Origin of the sequence: Escherichia sp. E2586, from assembly GCF_005781105.1 — a bacterium.
Classification (GTDB): domain Bacteria; phylum Pseudomonadota; class Gammaproteobacteria; order Enterobacterales; family Enterobacteriaceae; genus Escherichia.
In genome coordinates this window covers 355,395-375,694 of record NZ_VATN01000009.1, presented here as the reverse complement: position 1 = coordinate 375,694, position 20,300 = coordinate 355,395, and the positions used below count along the sequence as shown (strand labels likewise).

21 protein-coding genes and 2 tRNA genes are annotated in these 20,300 nt (G+C 49.1%); 7 read left to right on the top strand and 16 right to left on the bottom strand.

Features of this window, described 5'->3' with window-relative positions; all coding sequences use genetic code 11:
• Positions 1-18: 18 nt before the first annotated feature.
• Positions 19-1,275, bottom strand: coding sequence for an AIDA repeat-containing protein (locus FEK50_RS11745; protein ID WP_131161195.1), 1,257 nt, complete (start codon positions 1,273-1,275; stop codon positions 19-21).
• 308 nt (positions 1,276-1,583) lie between these two features.
• Between FEK50_RS11745 and FEK50_RS11740 the strand changes: the two genes are divergently transcribed.
• The 4 genes from FEK50_RS11740 (at position 1,584) to FEK50_RS11725 (ending at position 3,889) form a co-directional block, all read left to right on the top strand.
• A tRNA-Val gene (locus FEK50_RS11740) sits at positions 1,584-1,660 on the top strand.
• A gap of 4 nt (positions 1,661-1,664) precedes the next feature.
• A tRNA-Val gene (locus FEK50_RS11735) sits at positions 1,665-1,741 on the top strand.
• 113 nt (positions 1,742-1,854) lie between these two features.
• A complete protein-coding gene (locus FEK50_RS11730; protein WP_130208210.1) occupies positions 1,855-2,160 on the top strand; it encodes a monooxygenase in 306 nt (101 codons plus the stop codon).
• Between the two features lie 124 nt (positions 2,161-2,284).
• Positions 2,285-3,889 (top strand): FAD-NAD(P)-binding protein, encoded by a 1,605-nt coding sequence (locus tag FEK50_RS11725; RefSeq protein WP_131161194.1) that lies wholly within the window; start codon positions 2,285-2,287, stop codon positions 3,887-3,889.
• A gap of 10 nt (positions 3,890-3,899) precedes the next feature.
• Here the strand turns inward: FEK50_RS11725 and ydhT are convergent, their stop codons facing one another.
• The 7 genes from ydhT to fumD form a co-directional block, all read right to left on the bottom strand.
• Complete coding sequence (gene ydhT / locus FEK50_RS11720; RefSeq protein ID WP_131161193.1) at positions 3,900-4,712, bottom strand: protein YdhT; 813 nt, start codon at positions 4,710-4,712, stop codon at positions 3,900-3,902.
• Positions 4,713-4,715: 3 nt separating this feature from the next.
• A complete protein-coding gene (gene phsC, locus FEK50_RS11715) occupies positions 4,716-5,501 on the bottom strand; it encodes a thiosulfate reductase cytochrome B subunit (RefSeq protein WP_131161192.1) in 786 nt (261 codons plus the stop codon).
• Positions 5,498-6,166: a 4Fe-4S dicluster domain-containing protein gene (locus FEK50_RS11710; protein ID WP_131161191.1), complete on the bottom strand. Its 669-nt coding sequence runs from the start codon at positions 6,164-6,166 to the stop codon at positions 5,498-5,500. Before FEK50_RS11710 ends, phsC begins: the two co-directional genes overlap by 4 nt.
• Before the next feature lie 63 nt (positions 6,167-6,229).
• The gene (locus FEK50_RS11705; protein WP_131161190.1) at positions 6,230-6,880 is read right to left on the bottom strand and encodes a YdhW family putative oxidoreductase system protein; all 651 of its coding nucleotides are present in this window, start codon (positions 6,878-6,880) and stop codon (positions 6,230-6,232) included.
• A gap of 12 nt (positions 6,881-6,892) precedes the next feature.
• On the bottom strand, positions 6,893-8,995 hold the full coding sequence (locus FEK50_RS11700) for an aldehyde ferredoxin oxidoreductase (protein ID WP_130224705.1): 2,103 nt from the start codon (positions 8,993-8,995) through the stop codon (positions 6,893-6,895).
• A gap of 20 nt (positions 8,996-9,015) precedes the next feature.
• On the bottom strand, positions 9,016-9,642 hold the full coding sequence (locus FEK50_RS11695; RefSeq protein WP_130208224.1) for a ferredoxin-like protein: 627 nt from the start codon (positions 9,640-9,642) through the stop codon (positions 9,016-9,018).
• A 459-nt stretch (positions 9,643-10,101) separates the two neighbouring features.
• Positions 10,102-10,311: a fumarate hydratase FumD gene (fumD, locus tag FEK50_RS11690; RefSeq protein WP_000528337.1), complete on the bottom strand. Its 210-nt coding sequence runs from the start codon at positions 10,309-10,311 to the stop codon at positions 10,102-10,104.
• Positions 10,312-10,661: 350 nt separating this feature from the next.
• On the opposite strand from fumD, the gene FEK50_RS24735 reads away from it, so the two are divergent.
• The 3 genes from FEK50_RS24735 to lpp all read left to right on the top strand — a co-directional run bounded on the left by FEK50_RS24735 (position 10,662) and on the right by lpp (position 12,823).
• On the top strand, positions 10,662-10,856 hold the full coding sequence (locus tag FEK50_RS24735; RefSeq protein ID WP_242664678.1) for a hypothetical protein: 195 nt from the start codon (positions 10,662-10,664) through the stop codon (positions 10,854-10,856).
• 7 nt (positions 10,857-10,863) lie between these two features.
• On the top strand, positions 10,864-12,276 hold the full coding sequence (pykF, locus tag FEK50_RS11685) for a pyruvate kinase PykF (protein WP_064530058.1): 1,413 nt from the start codon (positions 10,864-10,866) through the stop codon (positions 12,274-12,276).
• Positions 12,277-12,586: 310 nt separating this feature from the next.
• Positions 12,587-12,823 carry a murein lipoprotein Lpp gene (gene lpp / locus FEK50_RS11680; RefSeq protein ID WP_000648420.1) on the top strand — a complete coding sequence of 79 codons (237 nt, stop codon included), beginning with the start codon at positions 12,587-12,589 and terminating at the stop codon, positions 12,821-12,823.
• Between the two features lie 63 nt (positions 12,824-12,886).
• Here lpp and ldtE read toward each other — a convergent pair whose 3' ends face one another.
• From ldtE to FEK50_RS11640, 8 genes are all read right to left on the bottom strand, one after another.
• Positions 12,887-13,891, bottom strand: a complete 1,005-nt coding sequence (gene ldtE / locus FEK50_RS11675; RefSeq protein WP_131161189.1) for a L,D-transpeptidase LdtE — start codon at positions 13,889-13,891, stop codon at positions 12,887-12,889.
• A gap of 148 nt (positions 13,892-14,039) precedes the next feature.
• The gene (sufE, locus tag FEK50_RS11670; protein ID WP_130208228.1) at positions 14,040-14,456 is read right to left on the bottom strand and encodes a cysteine desulfuration protein SufE; all 417 of its coding nucleotides are present in this window, start codon (positions 14,454-14,456) and stop codon (positions 14,040-14,042) included.
• A 12-nt stretch (positions 14,457-14,468) separates the two neighbouring features.
• Positions 14,469-15,689 (bottom strand): cysteine desulfurase SufS, encoded by a 1,221-nt coding sequence (gene sufS / locus FEK50_RS11665; protein ID WP_131161188.1) that lies wholly within the window; start codon positions 15,687-15,689, stop codon positions 14,469-14,471.
• Positions 15,686-16,957: a Fe-S cluster assembly protein SufD gene (gene sufD / locus FEK50_RS11660; protein ID WP_131161187.1), complete on the bottom strand. Its 1,272-nt coding sequence runs from the start codon at positions 16,955-16,957 to the stop codon at positions 15,686-15,688. The genes sufS and sufD overlap by 4 nt, the downstream gene beginning before the upstream one ends.
• Positions 16,932-17,678 carry a Fe-S cluster assembly ATPase SufC gene (sufC, locus tag FEK50_RS11655; RefSeq protein ID WP_000948872.1) on the bottom strand — a complete coding sequence of 249 codons (747 nt, stop codon included), beginning with the start codon at positions 17,676-17,678 and terminating at the stop codon, positions 16,932-16,934. Before sufC ends, sufD begins: the two co-directional genes overlap by 26 nt.
• 9 nt (positions 17,679-17,687) lie before the next feature.
• Positions 17,688-19,175: a Fe-S cluster assembly protein SufB gene (gene sufB, locus FEK50_RS11650; RefSeq protein ID WP_000089364.1), complete on the bottom strand. Its 1,488-nt coding sequence runs from the start codon at positions 19,173-19,175 to the stop codon at positions 17,688-17,690.
• Positions 19,176-19,183: 8 nt separating this feature from the next.
• A complete protein-coding gene (gene sufA, locus FEK50_RS11645; protein ID WP_131161186.1) occupies positions 19,184-19,552 on the bottom strand; it encodes a Fe-S cluster assembly scaffold SufA in 369 nt (122 codons plus the stop codon).
• Between the two features lie 553 nt (positions 19,553-20,105).
• The gene (locus FEK50_RS11640) at positions 20,106-20,294 is read right to left on the bottom strand and encodes a YdiH family protein (protein ID WP_088376204.1); all 189 of its coding nucleotides are present in this window, start codon (positions 20,292-20,294) and stop codon (positions 20,106-20,108) included.
• Between the last annotated feature and the right edge of the window lie 6 nt (positions 20,295-20,300).

Sequence of the window (20,300 nt, the reverse complement as noted above, 5' to 3'; positions counted from 1 at the left end):
AAAGATTGCGCCTTAATTTTAGGCTGGCTGGAGCGTTGCGCCAATGCCATCTTCGTCCGGCTGCAATTTAAGTGCGCTGCAAATAGGCTGCCGACTGGCATCCGTTATCTCAACGTGAATATCACCGCTGACTTCCCCTTTCACACTGATGAATTCTGGAGAAATTTCTTTCGCACTGGTTTGCAGGCAAATCGTTCCTTCTCCTCGCAGACGTTTCACCTTCAACTGCACAGACGTTGCGGTTGACGTTATCAGCCACACTTTTCCACCATCGAGATTCAGGTTGCCAACATAGAAAGTGACATTGTCACCTTTAACCGTGCTGCCATCGAGGATCAACATGCCTTCCTGCTGGACCGTAATCGTTGATTGTTTCAGATCAGCGCCATAGCCAACAATCATAGAAGCGCCGTCCTGTAATGCAACGCTCCCCGTAAGTTCAACCGGAGCACAGTCTTCTTCTACGACGAATTTTTCATCCGCACTGGTGGGAGACATCACAATCACTGTCCCACTTTGTACCACTGCATTTTCCAGCGTACCGGCATGCACTTCAGCCCGCCCACCGGTTTTAACTGTCAGGTTTTTAGTCTTACCAGAACTGTAGAGTTGCAGACCGTCTGTCCCCAGGCGATAAACGGCGCCATTCTCAACGATGGTATGAATGTCTTCGCCGCCGAGATTATTCATGGTGCCACCCGCAATCAGCGTATCACTGGCTTTACCTGCCAGCATAAAAACGCCACCGTGGTTTATCTCACCATTGATGGCTTCTCCACCAGGGTAAACCAACAGTTCACCACCTTCATCGACAACAACTGCTGATGCTGTTCCGTTGACCAACAAACCACCATCCTGATCCAGAATGATTTTTTCCGCGCGATGGCCCTCCAGTACCCGCAGATTACCGCCATTCTCCAGCAATAAACCGCAGGCATAGCCCTGATCAACGCTAAATTCACCCTCGGGATGGCGGCCATTAACAGTCGCGAGCGTTGAGAGGCTAATCGCTCCACCATCTGACTGAACAATGTCAGTGGCTATTGCGCCGTCACCGACTGATAACGTGCCATTGTTGCTGTACTGTGTACATTTGGCGATTCCACCAGTTTCAACTTTCAGCCAGCCAGCGTCTGTGACCACGGTATTTTCTGCTCTTCCGCCTGCCTCAACAATCAACTCGCCATCAGTAAGTTGAGTCGCGCCGATAACGTCTCCAGCATGAACAATTTGCACTTTCCCGTCGCTAATCAAGTTTTTTGCATCAGATCCCATGACTTATTCCTATGCTGCATCTGTGTGCCTTTATCGCTACCTAAGTGTAAAGGCTACGAAGGATTTATCCACGATAGAATTGATATGGTGGCAAAGTCTCTGTTTTACATTGTGAGTCGAGGGATAATCGGCTGTATCAAATCTAAATATGATCTCTGGCCAAAAATCGCCCTTGCAAATCAACAAAATATCGCCAATTTGCTTAAAAGCTCTGCAAACGATAGAAATAGCGCAGAAAATTACGATTTGCCTCTTGCCACCTTCACGCTCTGCCGCTAATATTCGTCCCCGTTGTCACCTACAACGTTGCGTTCATAGCTCAGTTGGTTAGAGCACCACCTTGACATGGTGGGGGTCGTTGGTTCGAGTCCAATTGAACGCACCATCCTGCGTCCGTAGCTCAGTTGGTTAGAGCACCACCTTGACATGGTGGGGGTCGGTGGTTCGAGTCCACTCGGACGCACCAGATTCTCTTAATCTGGTCTTCTCTTCCCTTTTGTTTCTCCTGCTTCTTCTCTGTATCCAATACGTTAAAAGATTTACACTATCCTCGTATGCGTTATCAGAAGGAGAATAGCTATGGCAACTTTATTACAACTTCATTTTGCTTTTAATGGCCCCTTTGGCGACGAAATGGCTGAGCAACTTAAACCGCTTGCCGAGTCGATTAATCAGGAGCCCGGTTTTCTGTGGAAGGTGTGGACAGAAAGTGAAAAGAACCATGAAGCCGGTGGGATCTACCTTTTTACCGATGAAAAAAGCGCCCTGGCTTATCTGGACAAACATACTGCCCGCCTGAAAAATCTTGGTGTCGCAGAAGTTATTGCCAAAGTTTTCGATGTCAATGAGTCACTGAGTCAAATCAATCAGGCCAAACTGGCCTGACAGAAATTAATGAAGGGCGATACGCGCCCTTTTCGTCCCCGTCTGAAATTTCTCCTTTTCTAAATATTTCCACCACAATTATCTGGTAACACCAAATTCAAAAAATGCATACAGGTAAGTAACAATGAAAAAAATTGCCATTGTGGGTGCCGGACCAACAGGGATCTACACTTTCCTCTCGCTTTTGCAGCAACAAACGCCACTCTCCATTTCTCTCTTCGAGCAAGCCGACGAGGCGGGTGTCGGTATGCCGTACAATGATGAAGAAAACTCTAAAATGATGCTGGCAAATATTGCCAGCATTGAAATACCGCCGATTTATTGTACTTATCTGGAATGGTTGCAAGAGCAAGAGGCCAGCCATCTGCAACGTTATGGCGTTAAAAAGGAAAGCTTGCACGATCGCCAGTTTTTGCCGAGGATTTTGTTAGGAGAATATTTCCGTGATCGCTTTTTACGGTTGGTAGAACAAGCTCGGCAGCAGCAATTTGAAATCAACGTTTATGAATCTTGCCAGGTGACTGATCTGCAAGTCACAGACTCTGGCGTGCTTATCTTCACAGATCGGGATTTGCCAGTTGAGACGTTTGATTTAGCCGTAATAGCCACCGGTCACGTCTGGCCTGACGAAGAACTGGCAAGCCGAACATATTTCCCCAGCCCGTGGTCAGGGTTAATGGAAGCGAAAATTGAAGCCTGTCGCGTGGGCATTATGGGAACATCCTTGAGCGGACTGGATGCCGCAATGGCGGTTGCTATCCAGCATGGTTCCTTTATTGAAAAAGATAATCAACGCATTCTGTTTCAGCGCGATAGCGACAGTGAAAAACTCAGTATTACATTGATGTCACGCACAGGTATTTTGCCAGAAGCCGATTTCTATTGCCCAATTCCCTACGAACCTCTACGCATTGTCACTGAACATTCCCTGAACGCGGAAATTGAAAAAGGTACACAGGGTCTTCTGGACCGGGTATTTAAACTTATATTGAAAGAGATTACTGCGGCTGATCCTGACTGGAGCCAACATATTGCGATAGAGGACCTGAATGTCGATACCTTCGCGCTGGCCTGGTTTGCTGACCGTAAACAGCATGACCCATTTGCCTGGGCAGAAAAAAACTTAGCAGAAGTCGAGCGAAATAAACGTGAAAAACATACCGTTCCCTGGCGTTATGTCATTCTTCGCCTGCATGAAGCCGTACAGGAAATTGTTCCGCATCTGAATGAGCACGACCATAAACGGTTCAGTAAAGGCCTTGCCAGAGTATTTATCGACAATTATGCAGCTATTCCTTCTGAATCTATAAAGCGCTTACTGGCTTTGCGCGAGGCGGGAATTATCCATATTCTCGCTCTCGGTGAGGAATACGATATGGAAATCGACAAAACGCACACAATGCTGAAAACAGCGGACAACAGCTACTCGTTTGACGTTTTTATTGATGCTCGTGGGCAGCGCCCGCTCAAAGTGAAAGACATTCCTTTCCCTGGACTACGTGCACAGCTACAGAAAACAGGCGATGAAATCCCTGATATCGGTGAAGATTATACGCTACAGCAACCGGAAGAAGTTCGTGGTCGCGTGGCGTTCGGCGCGTTGCCCTGGCTAATGCACGATCGGCCTTTCGTTCAGGGGCTTACGGCTTGTGCTGAAATTGGCGAGGCTATGGCGCAGGCCGTCGTTAAGCCAGCATCCCGCGCACGCCGACGTCTGTCGTTTGATTAAGGTAAAAGAGTCAGCATTCCACAAATTGATGCTGCTCATTCAGACGATAGCGAACTCCAGCGCGAATATTACTTTCACCTTCAACGGCTACGGCAAAGCGCACTCTTTCGCCGTCATGATACGCCAGCGCGGCGCTGCCTCCTGGCCCGAGAATAATTGAATCCACCACTCCCGCACTCACTACCGTTGAATTTTCACCGCTGGCGATGATATGAACGTTATCGCCGCTGTTGGCAATCCTGGCGTTTGCGCCAAAGCTGGCGATTTGCACCAGATCGCCATTACTGGCGACATGACACCGTTCACCCAATGTACAAACGCGTACTCGCATTCCGGTATTCGCAATACGACTGCTGTCTCCGGCGCTGCTTATCCGCGAGGAATTACCGGTTACAGCAACACGAGCACGTTCACCTGAGCTACCGATATGGCTGTTAAAGCCGACACTGCCAATCCGCACGTTATAACCCATGCTGGCAATTTGCGCAGCATACCCCACGGTGGCGATTCTGGCGTTATCCTTACAACAGCCGACGCGTGCGTGATCGTCGGCCCGGGCGAACTGACTGCAAAAGGGTATCTCTACGGGGCCTTTGGCCAGTTTTTGCATTGAGGAAACTTCCTGACGGGCGAAATTTTCGTCTGCCAGCCATTTTTTCCAGGCGTACTCAACCAGACTTTCCGCCCAGTCGGTAAACCCTTCGCCAATCAGGGCGTGGTGTATATCGGCATAAATTCCACCTTGCGGAAAACGGCGCAGAAACCAGCGGTACATAACCGCGCCTACACGCCACTCTCGCAGATCAGCTCGTGTAATGATCATTCGTTAATGCCGGTGATAGCCATCGACCATACATTTAAAAGTTTCGTGCGGAGTACGCCCCGTGGTGCAAAGATAGAGATGGCCGAAGATAAAAAAGAGGCTTATAACTGCCAGAGCAAAATGCGCCTGCAATAACCAGTATCTTACGCCAGGGAACACGTCCCCCACGGTTTGCGGGTAAAGGCATAGCAGCCCCGTCAACAATAACAGCGGCAGCAATCCATACATCACACCAACATAGGCGGCCTGCTGCAATGGATTGAATTTAGACTGTGTTGTTGCAGGAAATGGATGATCTTCCCCTTGCATAATTCCAAGCAGATAAAACCGCGTTTGTTTAGCCGCTCGCCCCAGCCAGCCCTGACGACGGATAATGTAGTGATGACCATTACCCCCAACGGCATTAATGAGAACAAAGCCAAGCCAGCATGCCAGTAGCAGGAATCCACAAACCTCATGTACGGCAACCAGACTTTTGACTGCAGCAACGCCCACCAGCGCAAAGTGATTGATTAGCCCACTAGCCAGCAACAAAACAAAGAGTAACGCATTCGACCAGTGCCATAATCTCACCGCCTTGCTGTAGAGATAAACCTTCTCGCCATGACCAGTGGTGGATTTCTTTATACCACGAGCGCGAAGCAAGGCGTGAAGCCCCAACACTAACCACATCCCGACCAGCAACAGCCCGGCAATGACCAACCACACAGGCCAAAATTCGGGAGAAAACTGCGGTACATAGTTCGCCAACTGGTTATGAAATTGTTCAGCATTTTGCGACGGGTTCATACATTTTCCTTTTTAATCAAATGTTGACCGAACCGGCGATACAGATGCGGTTTCCCGGCACCAGGCAGCTGATATTGATAGTATTTATTTTCCTGTAACCATGCCTGAATTTCTGGGCTATCTTCGCGACCAAAGATCAACGCATGTTCCGGACAGGCGCTAACGCAGATGGGCGGAAAACCTTTTGCCAGCCGTGACTCAGCACAGAAATCACATTTATCCGCCACTTTGGTCAGTGGATTAAGGTAACGAACCTGATACGGGCATGCGCCGATGCAGTAGCTACAGCCAATGCATTGTGATTTTTCTACCCGCACGATCCCCTGTTCATCACGCCACGATGCCCCTGTGGGGCAAACGTCGATGCAAGGAGCATCTTCACAGTGCTGGCATGACTGGCGAAAAAAGTGATACAGCGTTTCGTTATTGTTATCGGTGACCGGGATATGCGCGATAGACAAACGACTTCCCTGTGCCGGTACATGGTTAGTTTTACGGCATGCTCTGGCGCAAATATTACAGCCATTGCACCGTGATTCATCGTGAATCATGGCATATCGAACTTCCTTTCCTTGTCTGGTGTTCGCTAACAAAGAAGGTGCTGAACCGGTAAAAAAGAGTACCGTTCCCATCCCCAGAACAAATTTGCGTCGAGTGAAGGACATCTTATTATCCTCTAATGCTGTGGCTGCGACTGTCCACCCTATCCATGATATCTCCCTGAAACTTCAGGGATTCTGAAACTGCTCAACCTCGAACCATTCACATAAGCCATAAGCTTTGCCATAGCTCATAAAACGCTCGCTAAACAGGTACAACACAGCCGTCGATGACGTCACCTGGCGTATATCGGCATACTCAGGAGCGATATCCATCGCGGCGAGCGCGGCTTCAATCTGCGCTTCCTGGTAGTAATATGGCGCTTGCGTCAGCATGGCGACCTTATAAGGCCGGGGATACGTCTGGCATTCGAAGCGAACGGCATGTGCAATGGCCCGACAGATGTCCTGCTCAACAACCTGCAAAGACATAGCGGCATAGTTTTCGCTCATGGTTTGCGTTGAGTAGTAATAATCATCTTTACTGCCCGTCATACAGGCGATATCTGCGAAGTCTGAACTCTGCCGTATGCTTTCCAGCAATGCAGAAAGATCCTCTTCAGCAACCGTATATGGCGGCGACAGGAACACGGCGCGTGCAACCAGTTGACCCGCCGTCGAATGCTGGCGGATAAACTCCGCCAGAATTTCAGCCGGTTCAGGCCCTGTAACCGCATCGTTCGCAGTGTCATCGGGCTGACGCATACTGTGCAACCAGTGACGCTTAGTCACGTCAATATCAGGCGCTTCCAGTTGTGTCATTTCCTCCTGCTGGCTCATTACGCCGGTTCCTTATGCTGGTAGCAGGTTATGTGTCGCCAGATCGGCGGCAATATCTTCCAGCCCGAGTCGATGAAGCGTTTCTCGCGTTGGACAACCAAGCTGTGGGTCCCAGCCCATTTCCTTGTAGAAAAGCGTGAGTGACTGGTGCATATCATCGCGATCCATTTTGTCAGTACCTTCACTGAAGACCGGAATCTGCGGATCTTTATCAAATACCCAAGAGCAGATCAGGTCATGCTCATTGCGCATATCTTTGGTTTGCATCAGTTTTACCGTGTAGGCACGATGTAACGTAAAGATACGCTCAGCAGCTAAATCTAATTTTTCCTGCGTCATATCTTCGCCAGTGATTGCTTTAAAGAATTTGGCTTCTAGCGCAAGGTCGCCACGATAATTGCGGCTTTTCAGTGGCGAAACGGTCATTGGCCAGACCCAGTTGCACAGGGTGACGGCGTTATGCAAACAAACCCGCAACAGCGACCATTTGGCATATTTAATTTTTGCGTCATTGATCGGCGTGTAGTTTTTGGTTTCATCGTAAGCATCTTCAGAGCCAAAAAGCTCTTTTGCCACTTCACGCTGCAGTTTCAACGGCAAACCGGAGCCGATAAAGTTGATGTGCGTATGCGTCATACAGTCACGGTTGAACATGCAGTTAACGATAGAGCCGACCTGTGCCGATGCTTCATTGGCATGGTGAACCGGATAACCAAACGGCGACCAGAGTTTATTTTTTGCGTAGCCCCAGTACTCTTCACCCAAATTCCAGCGTTCAGCAATGGCATACGAGCCATCAGCCAGGTGACTCAACTCACCCACGCGGTGCGCCAGACGATAGTAAAAATCTTTAATGAAATTAACGTCACCAGCTTCCAGTTGATCCCAGCGAATTTCCGCATACTCTTCAGCAGGCAGAACGCGCTTAAACACGCCTTTGCTGTAACAATAGGTAAAGTCGCGATGCAACTGCCCGTAGTTACACCACAGCCCGTAGTCATCGAACAGATTCAGACCGACCAGATTACCAATTACCCGGCCATCATCTTTATCTTCAAAATCTTTCGGCCCGTTCGGGAAGATAGTGGTATGGACAAAGTTAGCGACACAGGTGTTACCACCTGTACTGGGTACACCAAACTCTTTAACCCGAGGAATGTTCATCTGGGTCATACAACGAATTGGACATGAGTGGCAGCCACTCATTTTGACGGTGTATTTCTCTGCTGCCGGACCTAAATCAAAGACAGATTTATAGGTGCGGAAACCGACCGTGTTTTGATTGCCAGGCGGGATTTCTCCTGTTTCAATCGGGCCGCCTTCCGCTGCGCCCCAAAACAGCCCTTTACGAGCTGTCCAGCGCGACTTGGGATCAGAGTACTCTGCCCACGATTGCGGCGTACTTGGCACGACATGATTGTTATTAGCGCCAATAAGTTCGGTCATCATATAGTCATTGAGTCGTTTCATCTCCTGGCGATCGGCAATGTTGACTCCTTTTGTCCCTTCAACCGCAATCGCTTTCAGGTTTTTGGAGCCCATTATTGCGCCAGTTCCCGCGCCGCCACTGTGGTTACGACTATTCAGCATGCCAGAGAGAGGCACAAGATTTTCACCCGCCTGACCAATAGCCGCTACACAGGTTTCAGGGCTGGTTAAACGGCAAATTTCTTCCGTGGTTGCACGCGTCCCTTTTCCCCACAAGAAATCGGCTTTCTCCAGGCTAACTTTGTCATCTTTTATATTTAGCCAGACCGGTGATTTCGCTTTACCCTCGATAATAATGACGTCGTATCCGGCGAATTTCATTTGTGCAGCAAAAAAACCGCCCATATGGGCGTCGACGACTAAATTTCCTTTGGTAAATGTGGAAAGTGATGTGATATTTACGCGAGAACTACAGGGTGCACCAGACCCTGTCAACGGCCCCGTAGCAAAAACTAATTTATTTGCTTCATCGAAAGGTTTGGTGCCTGGAGGTACTTCGTCATACATAATTTTGTAGCCAAAGCCCATACCGCCGACAAAATCTTTAAACTTACTGGAATCTTCGAGGGTAATATTTCCTGTCGTAAGATTGACTCTTAATATATTACCAGTCCAACCGTTAGCCATGATTTTTTCCTTTGCAAGATTCACACAGTAATATCTTTCCACTCGATAATTTTTAACGCCCCTGTCGGGCAGGCGTTTGCGCATTCACCACACAACACACATTTCGAGGATTTTTTAGTTTCAGTATTTACGGTGGCCATCATCCACGGACACGCAGTGGTACAGGCGCTACAACCAATGCAACGTTTATGATCGACGGTTATACATCCCTCTTCCTGCTGCCAGGTAATCGCGCCAATCGGGCAGACCTTCAGGCATTGAGGATCTTTACACTGGCGGCAGGTGTCGGCGGTATAATTCAGATCGCCGTATAAGCCGCCACCGGAACCTACGCCCTTGTCGCCAAAGAAATAATTACGATGGATTTTGATGCGGGAAAAAAAAGTACCAACGGCGCCATCGTTATAGTTGGTACAGGAGATTTCACAGCGGTGGCAGCCGGTGCAACGCGCACGCTGGGTAACTAACACTCCTTTGGGCGTGTTTATTAGCCCCACCGTGCCGCTATCGACATCTTCCTGTTTACAGCCCAAAAGTGACAATAACGCAGGGGCTATTGTTAAACCAGCAAGACCTTTTCCTGATATACGCAAGAACTCTAATCGCGTTAAGCCAATATCTAATAGTGGACGTTCAACCGGGTTCATTTATTTCGCATCCTCTTCGCAAACACAGTGCTGACAATTCAGTAGCCTTCTATTAAGCATTCAACTAATACGCTGCTGACTATGCCTCCAACACCAGATATTTTTGTCCTAACCCGATAGCGTATGAGACATGATTTAACGCAAGCAAACTAATCCTTTATGGTTAGGAGAAAAAATAATGTGATTATTCCTAGCCCTTAACATTGATCGTTATCAATTAAAAATGGAAAGCAGAAGATTAAAAGCGGAGTGATATTTGTTATCATTTGAAATGAATTTCATTTACTCTACAATAATTTGTGATATACATTCCAGAATATAGAAATAGTTAATTCGCTATAAAATTAAATACATATCGCAATTAAGATGATTGCCTTACATCAATTTATAAAAATAAACTTACATGTGACAATATAATAAAACAGAGGGGATAAGGCGTTACGCGCTATCCCCGAACAATTATTTCACCAGTGCATTAATGACTGTTTCCATCGCCTGCTTTTCTAATTCGCTGCGTTGGATACGTTTATTTGCTAATGCTGTACGCAGCACACCAGCGATGACGATGTGTTTTGGCTCCTGGCCCAGGTCACGCATCTCCAACACCACTTTCCCTACCACTCTGCACATTTCGCGGTACAGCTCATCATCTTTTGTCCGGTTGCCCATTATTCACACCCATTTATCATGCCAGTTATCAGCATATATCAATCTCATTACTTAAACAAAAAACAAACAAAATCAAACAAATAACTCGATAAATTATTATAATTGCATCTGTTGTGTAACGAAGGTATGCACTCTGTCTTTACTCCAGTCATCCTCCGCCTTCCAGCCATCGCCTTCCCGTTGCGCAAGCAGCGATGATTTTGCGTAATCTGCTATCGAGGACGTTAAATCTTTGATAACAGTTTATTGTGTATATGCATGAATGTTTTTGAAACGCTGTTTTTGTTTTCCTTTTTGATTAAATTCAGCGTATAATCCGCGCCAATTGACTCTTGAATGGTTTCAGCACTTTGGACTGTAGAACTCAACGACTCAAAAACAGGCACTCACGTTGGGCTGAGACACAAGCACACATTCCTCTGCACGCTTTTTCGATGTCACCTATCCTTAGAGCGAGGCACCATCACTTTCGTAATACCGGATTCGCTTTCCGGCAGTGCGCCCAGAAAGCAAGTTTCTCCTATCCTTCTCAACTTAAAGACTAAGACTGTCATGAAAAAGACCAAAATTGTTTGCACCATCGGCCCAAAAACCGAATCTGAAGAGATGTTAGCTAAAATGCTGGACGCGGGCATGAACGTCATGCGTCTGAACTTCTCTCATGGTGACTATGCAGAACACGGTCAGCGCATTCAGAACCTGCGCAACGTGATGAGCAAAACCGGTAAAACTGCCGCTATCCTGCTCGATACCAAAGGTCCGGAAATCCGCACCATGAAACTGGAAGGCGGTAACGACGTTTCTCTGAAAGCAGGCCAGACCTTTACTTTCACCACTGACAAATCTGTTATCGGCAACAGCGAAATGGTTGCGGTAACTTATGAAGGTTTCACTACCGACCTGTCCGTCGGCAACACCGTACTGGTTGACGATGGTCTGATCGGTATGGAAGTTACCGCTATCGAAGGTAACAAAGTTATCTGTAAAGTACTGAACAACGGTGACCTGGGCGAGAACAAAGGTGTGAACCTGCCAGGCGTTTCCATCGCCCTGCCGGCACTGGCAGAAAAAGACAAACAGGACCTGATCTTCGGTTGCGAACAAGGTGTAGACTTTGTTGCTGCTTCCTTTATCCGTAAACGTTCTGACGTTGTCGAAATCCGTGAGCACCTGAAAGCGCACGGCGGCGAAAACATCCAAATCATCTCCAAAATCGAAAACCAGGAAGGCCTCAATAACTTCGACGAAATCCTCGAAGCATCTGACGGCATCATGGTTGCACGTGGCGACCTGGGTGTAGAAATTCCGGTTGAAGAAGTTATCTTCGCCCAGAAGATGATGATCGAAAAATGTATCCGTGCACGTAAAGTCGTTATCACTGCGACCCAGATGCTGGATTCTATGATCAAAAACCCACGTCCGACTCGCGCAGAAGCTGGTGACGTAGCCAACGCCATCCTCGACGGCACCGACGCAGTAATGCTGTCTGGTGAATCCGCAAAAGGTAAATATCCGCTGGAAGCTGTTTCTATCATGGCGACCATCTGTGAACGTACCGACCGCGTGATGAACAGCCGTCTCGAGTTCAACAACGACAACCGTAAACTGCGTATCACCGAAGCGGTTTGCCGTGGCGCAGTTGAAACTGCTGAAAAACTGGATGCTCCGCTGATCGTCGTAGCGACCCAGGGCGGTAAATCTGCTCGTGCAGTACGTAAATACTTCCCGGATGCAACCATTCTGGCGCTGACCACCAACGAAAAAACAGCTCATCAGCTGGTACTGAGCAAAGGCGTTGTACCGCAGCTGGTTAAAGAAATTACCTCTACTGATGATTTCTATCGTCTGGGTAAAGAACTGGCGCTGCAGAGCGGTCTGGCGCACAAAGGCGACGTCGTAGTCATGGTTTCTGGCGCGCTGGTACCGAGCGGCACGACTAACACCGCATCTGTTCACGTCCTGTAATATTGCTTTTGTGAATTAATTCGTATATCGAAGCGCCCTGATGGGCGCTTTTTTTATTTAATCGATAACCAGAAGCAATAAAAAATCAAATCGGATTTCACTATATAATCTCACTTTATCTAAGATGAATCCGATGGAACCATCCTGTTTTCTCTCATTTTTTTTATCTAAAACCAAGCGTTCGATGTTTCTTTGAGCGAACGATCAAAAATAAGTGCCTTCCCATCAAAAAAATATTCTCAACATAAAAAACTTTGTGTAATACTTGTAACGCTACATGGAGATTAACTCAATCTAGAGGGTATTAATAATGAAAGCTACTAAACTGGTACTGGGCGCGGTAATCCTGGGTTCTACTCTGCTGGCAGGTTGCTCCAGCAACGCTAAAATCGATCAGCTGTCTTCTGACGTTCAGACTCTGAACGCTAAAGTTGACCAGCTGAGCAACGACGTGAACGCAATGCGTTCCGACGTTCAGGCTGCTAAAGATGACGCAGCTCGTGCTAACCAGCGTCTGGACAACATGGCTACTAAATACCGCAAGTAATAGTACCTGTGAAGTGAAAAATGGCGCACATTGTGCGCCATTTTTTTTGCCTGCTCATTACGCCTATTGCGTCGCGCGTAACATATTTCCTTGCTCTGGTTCACCATTCTGCGCTGACTCTACTGCAGACGCATTGCTGGCTACTGGAGTTGCTCCACTGCTTACCGCAACCGGATACCCTGCCCGACGATACAATGCTTTATCGACTAACTTCTGATCTACAGCCTTATTGTCTTTAAATTGCGTGAAGCCTGCAGGCAGTGCGTACGGCATTGTCTGAACGTTCTGCTGTTCTTCTGCCGATAGCGGTCGATGCACTTCAACATAACGCATCCCGTTCGGTTCTACAGAGTATTTTACCGGTTCGTTGATCACTCTTACCGGCGTTCCCGTTCTCACACTGGAGAACAGTGCTTTAATGTCCGCCGCGTTCATACGCATACAGCCTGAACTGACGCGCAAACCGACGCTGTCCGGCGCACTGGTGCCATGAATGAGGTATTCGCCGTTGCCGTGCGCCAGGCGCAGTGCGTAGCGTCCCAGAGGGTTATTCGGCCCGGCTGGAACAACTGGCGGTAATTTGATGCCTCGCTCCAGTGAACGCTGACGAATACCCGCCGTGGGCGTCCAGGTAGGATTGGGGATTTTCTGCCCTACCCGTGTTTCCATCACTGGCGTTTCCAGCCCCTGCAAGCCAATACCTATCGGGTAGACCTGCACGATATTTTCTCCCGGCGGATAATAATAAAGACGCAGTTCCGCAAGGTTCACAATTATCCCCTGGCGCGGTGCATCAGGTAATAACAGTTGCGAAGGAATGGTTATTGTCGTGCCTGGTTTTGGCACCGGAGCAATTGTGTTATTGGCTTCAAGGATCAACATTGCCGCAGTATCAAAACGACGGGCAATAGCCTGAAGGTTTTTATCCCCCTCTTGCACCGTATAGGTTTGATTTTGCCCAACCAGTCGGCTTCCGGTTGGTGGGAGCGGGTAATCTACCGCCCAGGCTGCCTGAATGGCGCTGAAAGCGCCGATAAGAGTCAGTGTTAGTAAAGACGCGCGTTTCATTGTAAACCTCCTGTATTTGCCGGTGGCTCACGCTGAAACGACGGATGGCGCTTATGTTTACCTGAAGCCGAAACACTCCTGTGCAGGCCAGTGTAAACATCGACCACCCGGCAAAGTGAGCCTACCGGATGAAAGCTGTTCCTTTAGTTTAGCTAAGTGCAGCGGCTTTGGCGCGAATTGCGCGAATCATCGCTTCCAGACCTTGTGAACGAGATGGGGTGAGATGTTGGGTGAGCGCCATTTTTTCAAACCACGGACGTACATCGAAATTGACAATATCCTGCGGCGTCATTTGATCGTAGAGAATAAAAACGACCGCAATAAGCCCTTTCACAATGGCCGCATCGCTGTCGCCCTGCAATTCAATAATTCCCTGCGCATTCTGACGCATCACAATCCACACCTGACTCTGACAGCCCTGAATGCTATTTTGCGGACTTCTTTCTTCATCGCCTAATTCCGGCAGACGCTGTCCCAGTTCAATAATGTAGAGATATTTCTCTTCCCAGTTGGTACAGCGTAAAAAGTTACGCAGCAATTTTTCTTTATCCGGCAATACAGCCATAGAGCCTCCCTTTTACCCCAATAGACGATGAATACGTTGCAATCCAGTTACCAGACGATCCACTTCTTCATGGGTGTTGTACATTGCCAGCGACGCCCGACACATCGCGGGGACGTTGTAATAGGCCATTAATGGCATTGCGCAGTGATGTCCGGTACGCACAGCAATACCGTAGTTATCAAGAAAACTGCCGACGTCATAGGCATGGTGTTTACCGAGATTAAAGGCAATAACGCCAAGTCTGTCCGGCGGACCATAGAGCGTAAGATCCGGCACCGCTGCCAACTGCGACAATGCGTAATGCATCAGATTTTGTTCATACTCGGCAATGTTGTTAAGCCCAAGCGCCGAAACATACTCCAGCGCCGCGCCAAGGCCAATAATACCGCCCGTATTGGGCGTACCGGCTTCAAACCGCCACGGCGCTTTGGTCCAGGTAGTGCCTTCACTCAGGCTGACGGTGGCGATCATTGAACCGCCGCCTTCCCACGGCGGCATCTCCTGCAACAAGGCTTCTTTGACATAAAGCACGCCAATGCCGGTGGGACCATACAGTTTATGCCCGGAGAAAACGTAGAAATCGCAATCCAGTGCCTGAACATCCACCGGATGATGCATCACCGCCTGAGCGCCATCCACCAGCACTTTTGCGCCATGCTGGTGCGCAAGCGTGATCATCTCCGCCAGCGGATTTTCCGTCCCCAGCACGTTGGAGACATGGGTAATTGCCAGCAGGCGAGTTTTCTCGTCGAACAGATTGGGCAGTGTATCCAGTTGCAGTGTGCCGTCCGGGTTAAGCGGGATCACACGCAACTCTGCGCCAACACGCGCGCAAAGCATTTGCCAGGGAACAATATTGGCATGATGTTCCATTTGACTAATGATGATATTGTCGCCTGATCTCACGTTGCTGTTGCCCCAGCTATTGGCGACCAGATTGATCCCTTCCGTCGTGCCGCGGACGAACACCAGCTCTTCCGCCGAACGGGCATTAATAAACAGCGACGCCCGCTTGCGCACGTTCTCCATTTTCTCGGTCGCCTGGGCGCTTAAGGTATGAATACCGCGATGCACCGCGGCGTAGCCGTGACGATAAAACTCAGCCTCGGCGTCAATCACCTGGCTCGGTTTCTGCGCACTGGCGGCGCTGTCGAGATAAGCCAGTGGCAGACCGTTCACTTCACGCGAAAGCACCGGAAAATCGGCCCGCACTTTGTCGACGGAAAAAGTCATCTTGCACCTCCCGGCAGTCGTTGACCGATTCGGGCCAGCACCTGCTGTTTAAGCCCTTCATCACGCAGTGCTTCCGTCAGTTCGGCGGCAAAGGCGTAAATGATCATCTGCTGGGCATCCTGTTGATTGATCCCGCGCGAGCGCAGATAGAACATCTGTTCGTTATCAATACGCCCCACTGTCGCGCCGTGGCTGCATTTCACATCATCAGCATAGATTTCCAGCTGTGGTTTGGTATCCACTTCCGCCAGTTTACCCATCAGCAGATTATTATTGGTCATCTGGCCGTCAGTCTTGATGGCGTGCTGCGCGACGTTGATCAAACCGTTAAACACCGCGCGACCTTTGTCGCTGACGATAGTTTTGTGCAACTGGCGGCTATTACAAAAACCTTTATTGTGTTCCAGCCAGGTGCGGGTATCACACACTTCGTTTTTCACCGGCATCGCCAGGCTATTGATGCGCAGCGTGCTGTTTTCGCCATTGAGTTGCGTACTGGTGTTGTGCCGTAACACAGCGCCACCCAGCAGGAAACTGTGGCTAAATGCGGTGGCATCGTCAGCCAGCAACAAATCGTTATGGGCAAAGTGGTGACTGACCGGGTTTTCAAACGCCAGCTTGATATGCTGCAAGTGGGCGTTCGCTGCGACGTTGATGGTGAACCGCGCGCCGGTGAAATGACGAGCATCATTAAGACTGACAAAATGTTCAATCACCGTTGCTTCGGCACCTTCCGCCAGATCCAGATGATGCCGGTAATGGACGGTGTTCACCTCTTCACCTGCCACGCCCTGGGTAATATGCATTAGCAGCAATGGCTTTGCAGGCCGTTGACCGCGCTTGACGGCAATATGCGTAACGCTTTGCGCCAGACTTTCCGTCAAATGCAAAAAGACTTCTGCCTGAATGGCATCGGGCAATCCCTGACGGTCGTCGTTAATGCTCACTTCATACCCGCTGCCTTCAGTTGCATCGCTAAGCGCTGGCATGTAACGTCCATCGACAAACACCAACCGCACGGCGTCTAACGTTAACGCTAAGGCATCGCGTTGTTGCGGGGATATCTCACCCGCAATGCTGACAAACTGGCTATTGGTCAGCCCTTCCAGCGGCGTATATTTCCAGTGCTCATGTTTACGTGTCGGCAGGCCGGTACGCAGCAATTGTTGTAAATGCTGCTGTGCTTCTGGAGAACGTTTCGCCCCTTCAGCTTCAAACAAGTGATGCCACTGTTGCAGCGCGTTACTGCTGTTCGGTAAGCCAGCCATAACCCTGCTCCTCCAGTTGTTTGACCAACGTGAAATCACCGGATTTCACAATTCGCCCCTGATACAGAACATGGACGTAATCAGGCTTGATGTAGTCAAGAATGCGTTGGTAGTGCGTAACAATGATGAATGAACGCTTGCCGTCACGCAGCGAGTTCACGCCATCGGCAACCACTTTTAATGCGTCAATATCCAGCCCGGAGTCCGACTCATCAAGAATACATAACTCCGGTTCCAGCACCGCCATTTGCAAAATATCGTTGCGCTTTTTCTCGCCGCCGGAAAAGCCAACGTTTACCGAACGGGTTAATAAATCTTCCGGCATCTTCAGGAGAGCGATTTTCTCTTCCATCAAATCCTGAAAATCAAAGCGGTCGAGCGTTTCCTGGCCGCGATAGCTGCGCACCGCATTAAGTGCCGTTTGCAGGAAAAACTGGTTACTGACGCCGGGAATTTCCACCGGATACTGGAAGGCCATAAAGATACCTTCACCTGCACGATCCTCCGGCGACAGCGCAAGCAAATCTTTGCCTTTGAACTCAACCGTGCCGCCCGTCACTTCATAATCTTCTCGCCCGGCAAGCGTTGCCGATAAGGTACTTTTGCCCGAACCGTTTGGCCCCATAATGGCGTGAACTTCGCCGGGACGAACGTCGAGGCTTAATCCACGCAGGATAGCTTTATCTTCCACGCTGACGTGTAAATCTTTAATACTTAACATGTTTATTCCTTATCCGACGCTGTGTTCAAGACTGATGGCGAGGAGTTTTTGTGCTTCAACGGCAAATTCCAGCGGCAGTTCTGAGAACACGTCTTTGCAGAAACCGTTAACAATCATCGAGATGGCATCTTCTTCGCTGATCCCGCGTTGCAGGCAGTAAAACAGTTGATCTTCACCAATACGTGATGTCGTTGCCTCGTGCTCCAGTTGTGCACTGTTATTGCGACATTCGACATACGGGAAGGTATGCGCCCCACAATTAGCGCCAATCAGCATTGAGTCGCACTGAGTGAAATTGCGCGCATTGGTTGCCGTCGGCATGATTTTCACTAAGCCGCGATAACTGTTCTGACTATGTCCGGCAGAGATCCCTTTCGAGATAATGGTTGATTTGGTGTTTTTACCGATGTGGATCATCTTCGTGCCGGTATCCGCTTGCTGATGACCGCTGGTCAGTGCCACTGAGTAAAACTCACCAATGGAGTTATCGCCGCGCAGAATGCAGCTGGGATATTTCCACGTAATGGCTGAACCGGTTTCTGATTGCGTCCATGACATTTTGCTGTTTTCGCCTTCGCACAAAGCACGCTTGGTGACGAAATTGAGAATACCGCCGGTGTTGTTATCGCCAGGGAACCAGTTTTGTACCGTGGAATATTTCACCTCGGCGTTCTTATGGATGATGACTTCCACCACCGCAGCGTGTAGCTGATAGCTGTCACGCACCGGAGCGGAACAGCCTTCAATGTAGCTGACGTAGCTGTCTTCATCAGCCACCAGAATGGTGCGCTCAAACTGCCCGGTTTTTTCCGCGTTAATGCGGAAATAGGTGGAGAGTTCCATCGGGCAACGCACGCCTTTAGGCACATAAATAAATGTACCGTCAGAGGCCACTGCCGCATTAAGCGCGGCAAAGAAGTTGTCATTCCCCGGCACCACGGTGCCGAGATATTTACGCACCAGTTCCGGGTGATCGTGAATCGCCTCGCCAAAGGAACAGAAGATAATTCCCTGCTCCGCCAGCTTTTCGCGATAAGTGGTGGCAACCGAAACAGAGTCGAAAATGGCATCCACCGCCACCTCTTTGCCTTCCCGCACGGGAACGCCCAACTGCTCAAACGCCGCCTCCACCTCTTTACTTAAAAAGGCGTTCGCGCCAGTTTGCTGCACCGCGCCGGGTTCAGACGCACAGGTATCGTCACAATTACCGCACGACGGTGCCGAATAATAGCTGTAATCCTGATAATTCAGCTTGTCGTAGTGCGCTTTCAGCCAGTGTGGTTCTTCCATCTCCAGCCATGCGCGATAGGCGTTAAGACGAAACTCCAGCATCCACTCCGGCTCATTACGCTTCGCCGAAATTGCGCGCACCACCTCTTCGTTTATCCCCTTTGCCAGCTCATCGGTGGCTAACTGGGTGAAGAATCCTTCTTTATAATTCAGCGGGCCGCCGGTCCATGTTTTGACATCGTCAGTTGCTTCAGTATTACGAGACATAGTACCGCCTATACCCCAAAGCTTTCGCCACAGCCACATTCATTCTGGGCTTTCGGGTTGTGAAATTTGAATATCTGATTGAGTCCTTCGCGAACGAAATCGACTTCCGTGCCATCAATAAACGGCATCGCTTGCAGCGGGACGAACAGCTTCGCGCCGTCGAGTTCAAACTGCAGATCATCTCTCTCTGGCTCGCTGACGCTGTCGAGCACATAGCCAAAGCCCGCGCAGCCTGTTTGTTTGACGCCTAAACGCACGCCAACCATGCCCGACTGCTTCGCGACTAACTCACGTATATGCGCCGCGGCTGCGGGTGTTAACGTTAAGCCTTGCCAGGCGAAATCCTGTGGATTAAACGTTCCTGAATGCATGTCCATCGATTTACCTCACTTCATCGCTTTCAGCGGATAACAGCATGTTAGTGATAATGATTATCAGTTCAACCCAGCAAACGCAGGGGCTTTAGCGTAAAACATGCTTTTTGCCTGTATTTAATAAGCATAGACCCTGATGAGAGGGTTAACAGGCATGCTAAGAATTAGGTATCTCATTGTTAGATAATGATTATTATCGAGTGGGTGTTAAGGCTGTGATGGAAAAGAAAAAGTTGTATCGAAAATGACTATTTAAGAGATAGGTAAAAAAGTGGCGAGTTCTGAAATAAGAAAACCCTTAAGTCTGTGCATCACAGGCTTAAGGGTTTCTACCCCATCCGGCGCTTATCTCCGGCACTCAAAGTGGCTTAGCTCTTGAAGGGGCGATAAGAATAATCTCATAAGACTGCATCGCCGTTTTAACACAAACTGCGATTTGTATTATTTTTGAGCAAAATCAGGCAGGTAACAACAGGAGGACGGTCAGAAAATAATCGCCAGACCTGGACAGATGTTAATCCAGGTCGATGGGCGTTCAGACTATGTTCAGTAGAGATTAATGCACGCCCAGACGCCAGGCGAAGTAGATTTCTTCTTTCAGCTCCGTAGAAGAGAGGGTAAGCAGGTCAGCAAATTCAAGTTCGAGTTGTTTCAGACGCTTGAGATATTGAGCGGGTGAAAGATTGCTTTGGTCACGGCGTAAAAATTCGATGGCCAGCTGGGTGGGATTAAGTTGAGTAGACATAGCATC

Coding starts and splice junctions, on each gene's coding strand:
- FEK50_RS11710 (WP_131161191.1), bottom strand. CDS start 6,166: ATGTCCTTCACTCGACGCAAATTTGTTCTGGGGATGGGAACGGTACTC.
- FEK50_RS11730 (WP_130208210.1), top strand. CDS start 1,855: ATGGCAACTTTATTACAACTTCATTTTGCTTTTAATGGCCCCTTTGGC.
- ldtE (WP_131161189.1), bottom strand. CDS start 13,891: ATGAAACGCGCGTCTTTACTAACACTGACTCTTATCGGCGCTTTCAGC.
- phsC (WP_131161192.1), bottom strand. CDS start 5,501: ATGAACCCGTCGCAAAATGCTGAACAATTTCATAACCAGTTGGCGAAC.
- ydhT (WP_131161193.1), bottom strand. CDS start 4,712: ATGATCATTACACGAGCTGATCTGCGAGAGTGGCGTGTAGGCGCGGTT.
- FEK50_RS11725 (WP_131161194.1), top strand. CDS start 2,285: ATGAAAAAAATTGCCATTGTGGGTGCCGGACCAACAGGGATCTACACT.
- sufA (WP_131161186.1), bottom strand. CDS start 19,552: ATGGACATGCATTCAGGAACGTTTAATCCACAGGATTTCGCCTGGCAA.
- sufS (WP_131161188.1), bottom strand. CDS start 15,689: ATGACTTTTTCCGTCGACAAAGTGCGGGCCGATTTTCCGGTGCTTTCG.
- sufB (WP_000089364.1), bottom strand. CDS start 19,175: ATGTCTCGTAATACTGAAGCAACTGACGATGTCAAAACATGGACCGGC.
- FEK50_RS11700 (WP_130224705.1), bottom strand. CDS start 8,995: ATGGCTAACGGTTGGACTGGTAATATATTAAGAGTCAATCTTACGACA.
- sufE (WP_130208228.1), bottom strand. CDS start 14,456: ATGGCTGTATTGCCGGATAAAGAAAAATTGCTGCGTAACTTTTTACGC.
- pykF (WP_064530058.1), top strand. CDS start 10,864: ATGAAAAAGACCAAAATTGTTTGCACCATCGGCCCAAAAACCGAATCT.
- FEK50_RS11640 (WP_088376204.1), bottom strand. CDS start 20,294: ATGTCTACTCAACTTAATCCCACCCAGCTGGCCATCGAATTTTTACGC.
- FEK50_RS11695 (WP_130208224.1), bottom strand. CDS start 9,642: ATGAACCCGGTTGAACGTCCACTATTAGATATTGGCTTAACGCGATTA.
- FEK50_RS11705 (WP_131161190.1), bottom strand. CDS start 6,880: ATGAGCCAGCAGGAGGAAATGACACAACTGGAAGCGCCTGATATTGAC.
- FEK50_RS11745 (WP_131161195.1), bottom strand. CDS start 1,275: ATGGGATCTGATGCAAAAAACTTGATTAGCGACGGGAAAGTGCAAATT.
- sufD (WP_131161187.1), bottom strand. CDS start 16,957: ATGGCTGGCTTACCGAACAGCAGTAACGCGCTGCAACAGTGGCATCAC.
- fumD (WP_000528337.1), bottom strand. CDS start 10,311: ATGGGCAACCGGACAAAAGATGATGAGCTGTACCGCGAAATGTGCAGA.
- lpp (WP_000648420.1), top strand. CDS start 12,587: ATGAAAGCTACTAAACTGGTACTGGGCGCGGTAATCCTGGGTTCTACT.
- sufC (WP_000948872.1), bottom strand. CDS start 17,678: ATGTTAAGTATTAAAGATTTACACGTCAGCGTGGAAGATAAAGCTATC.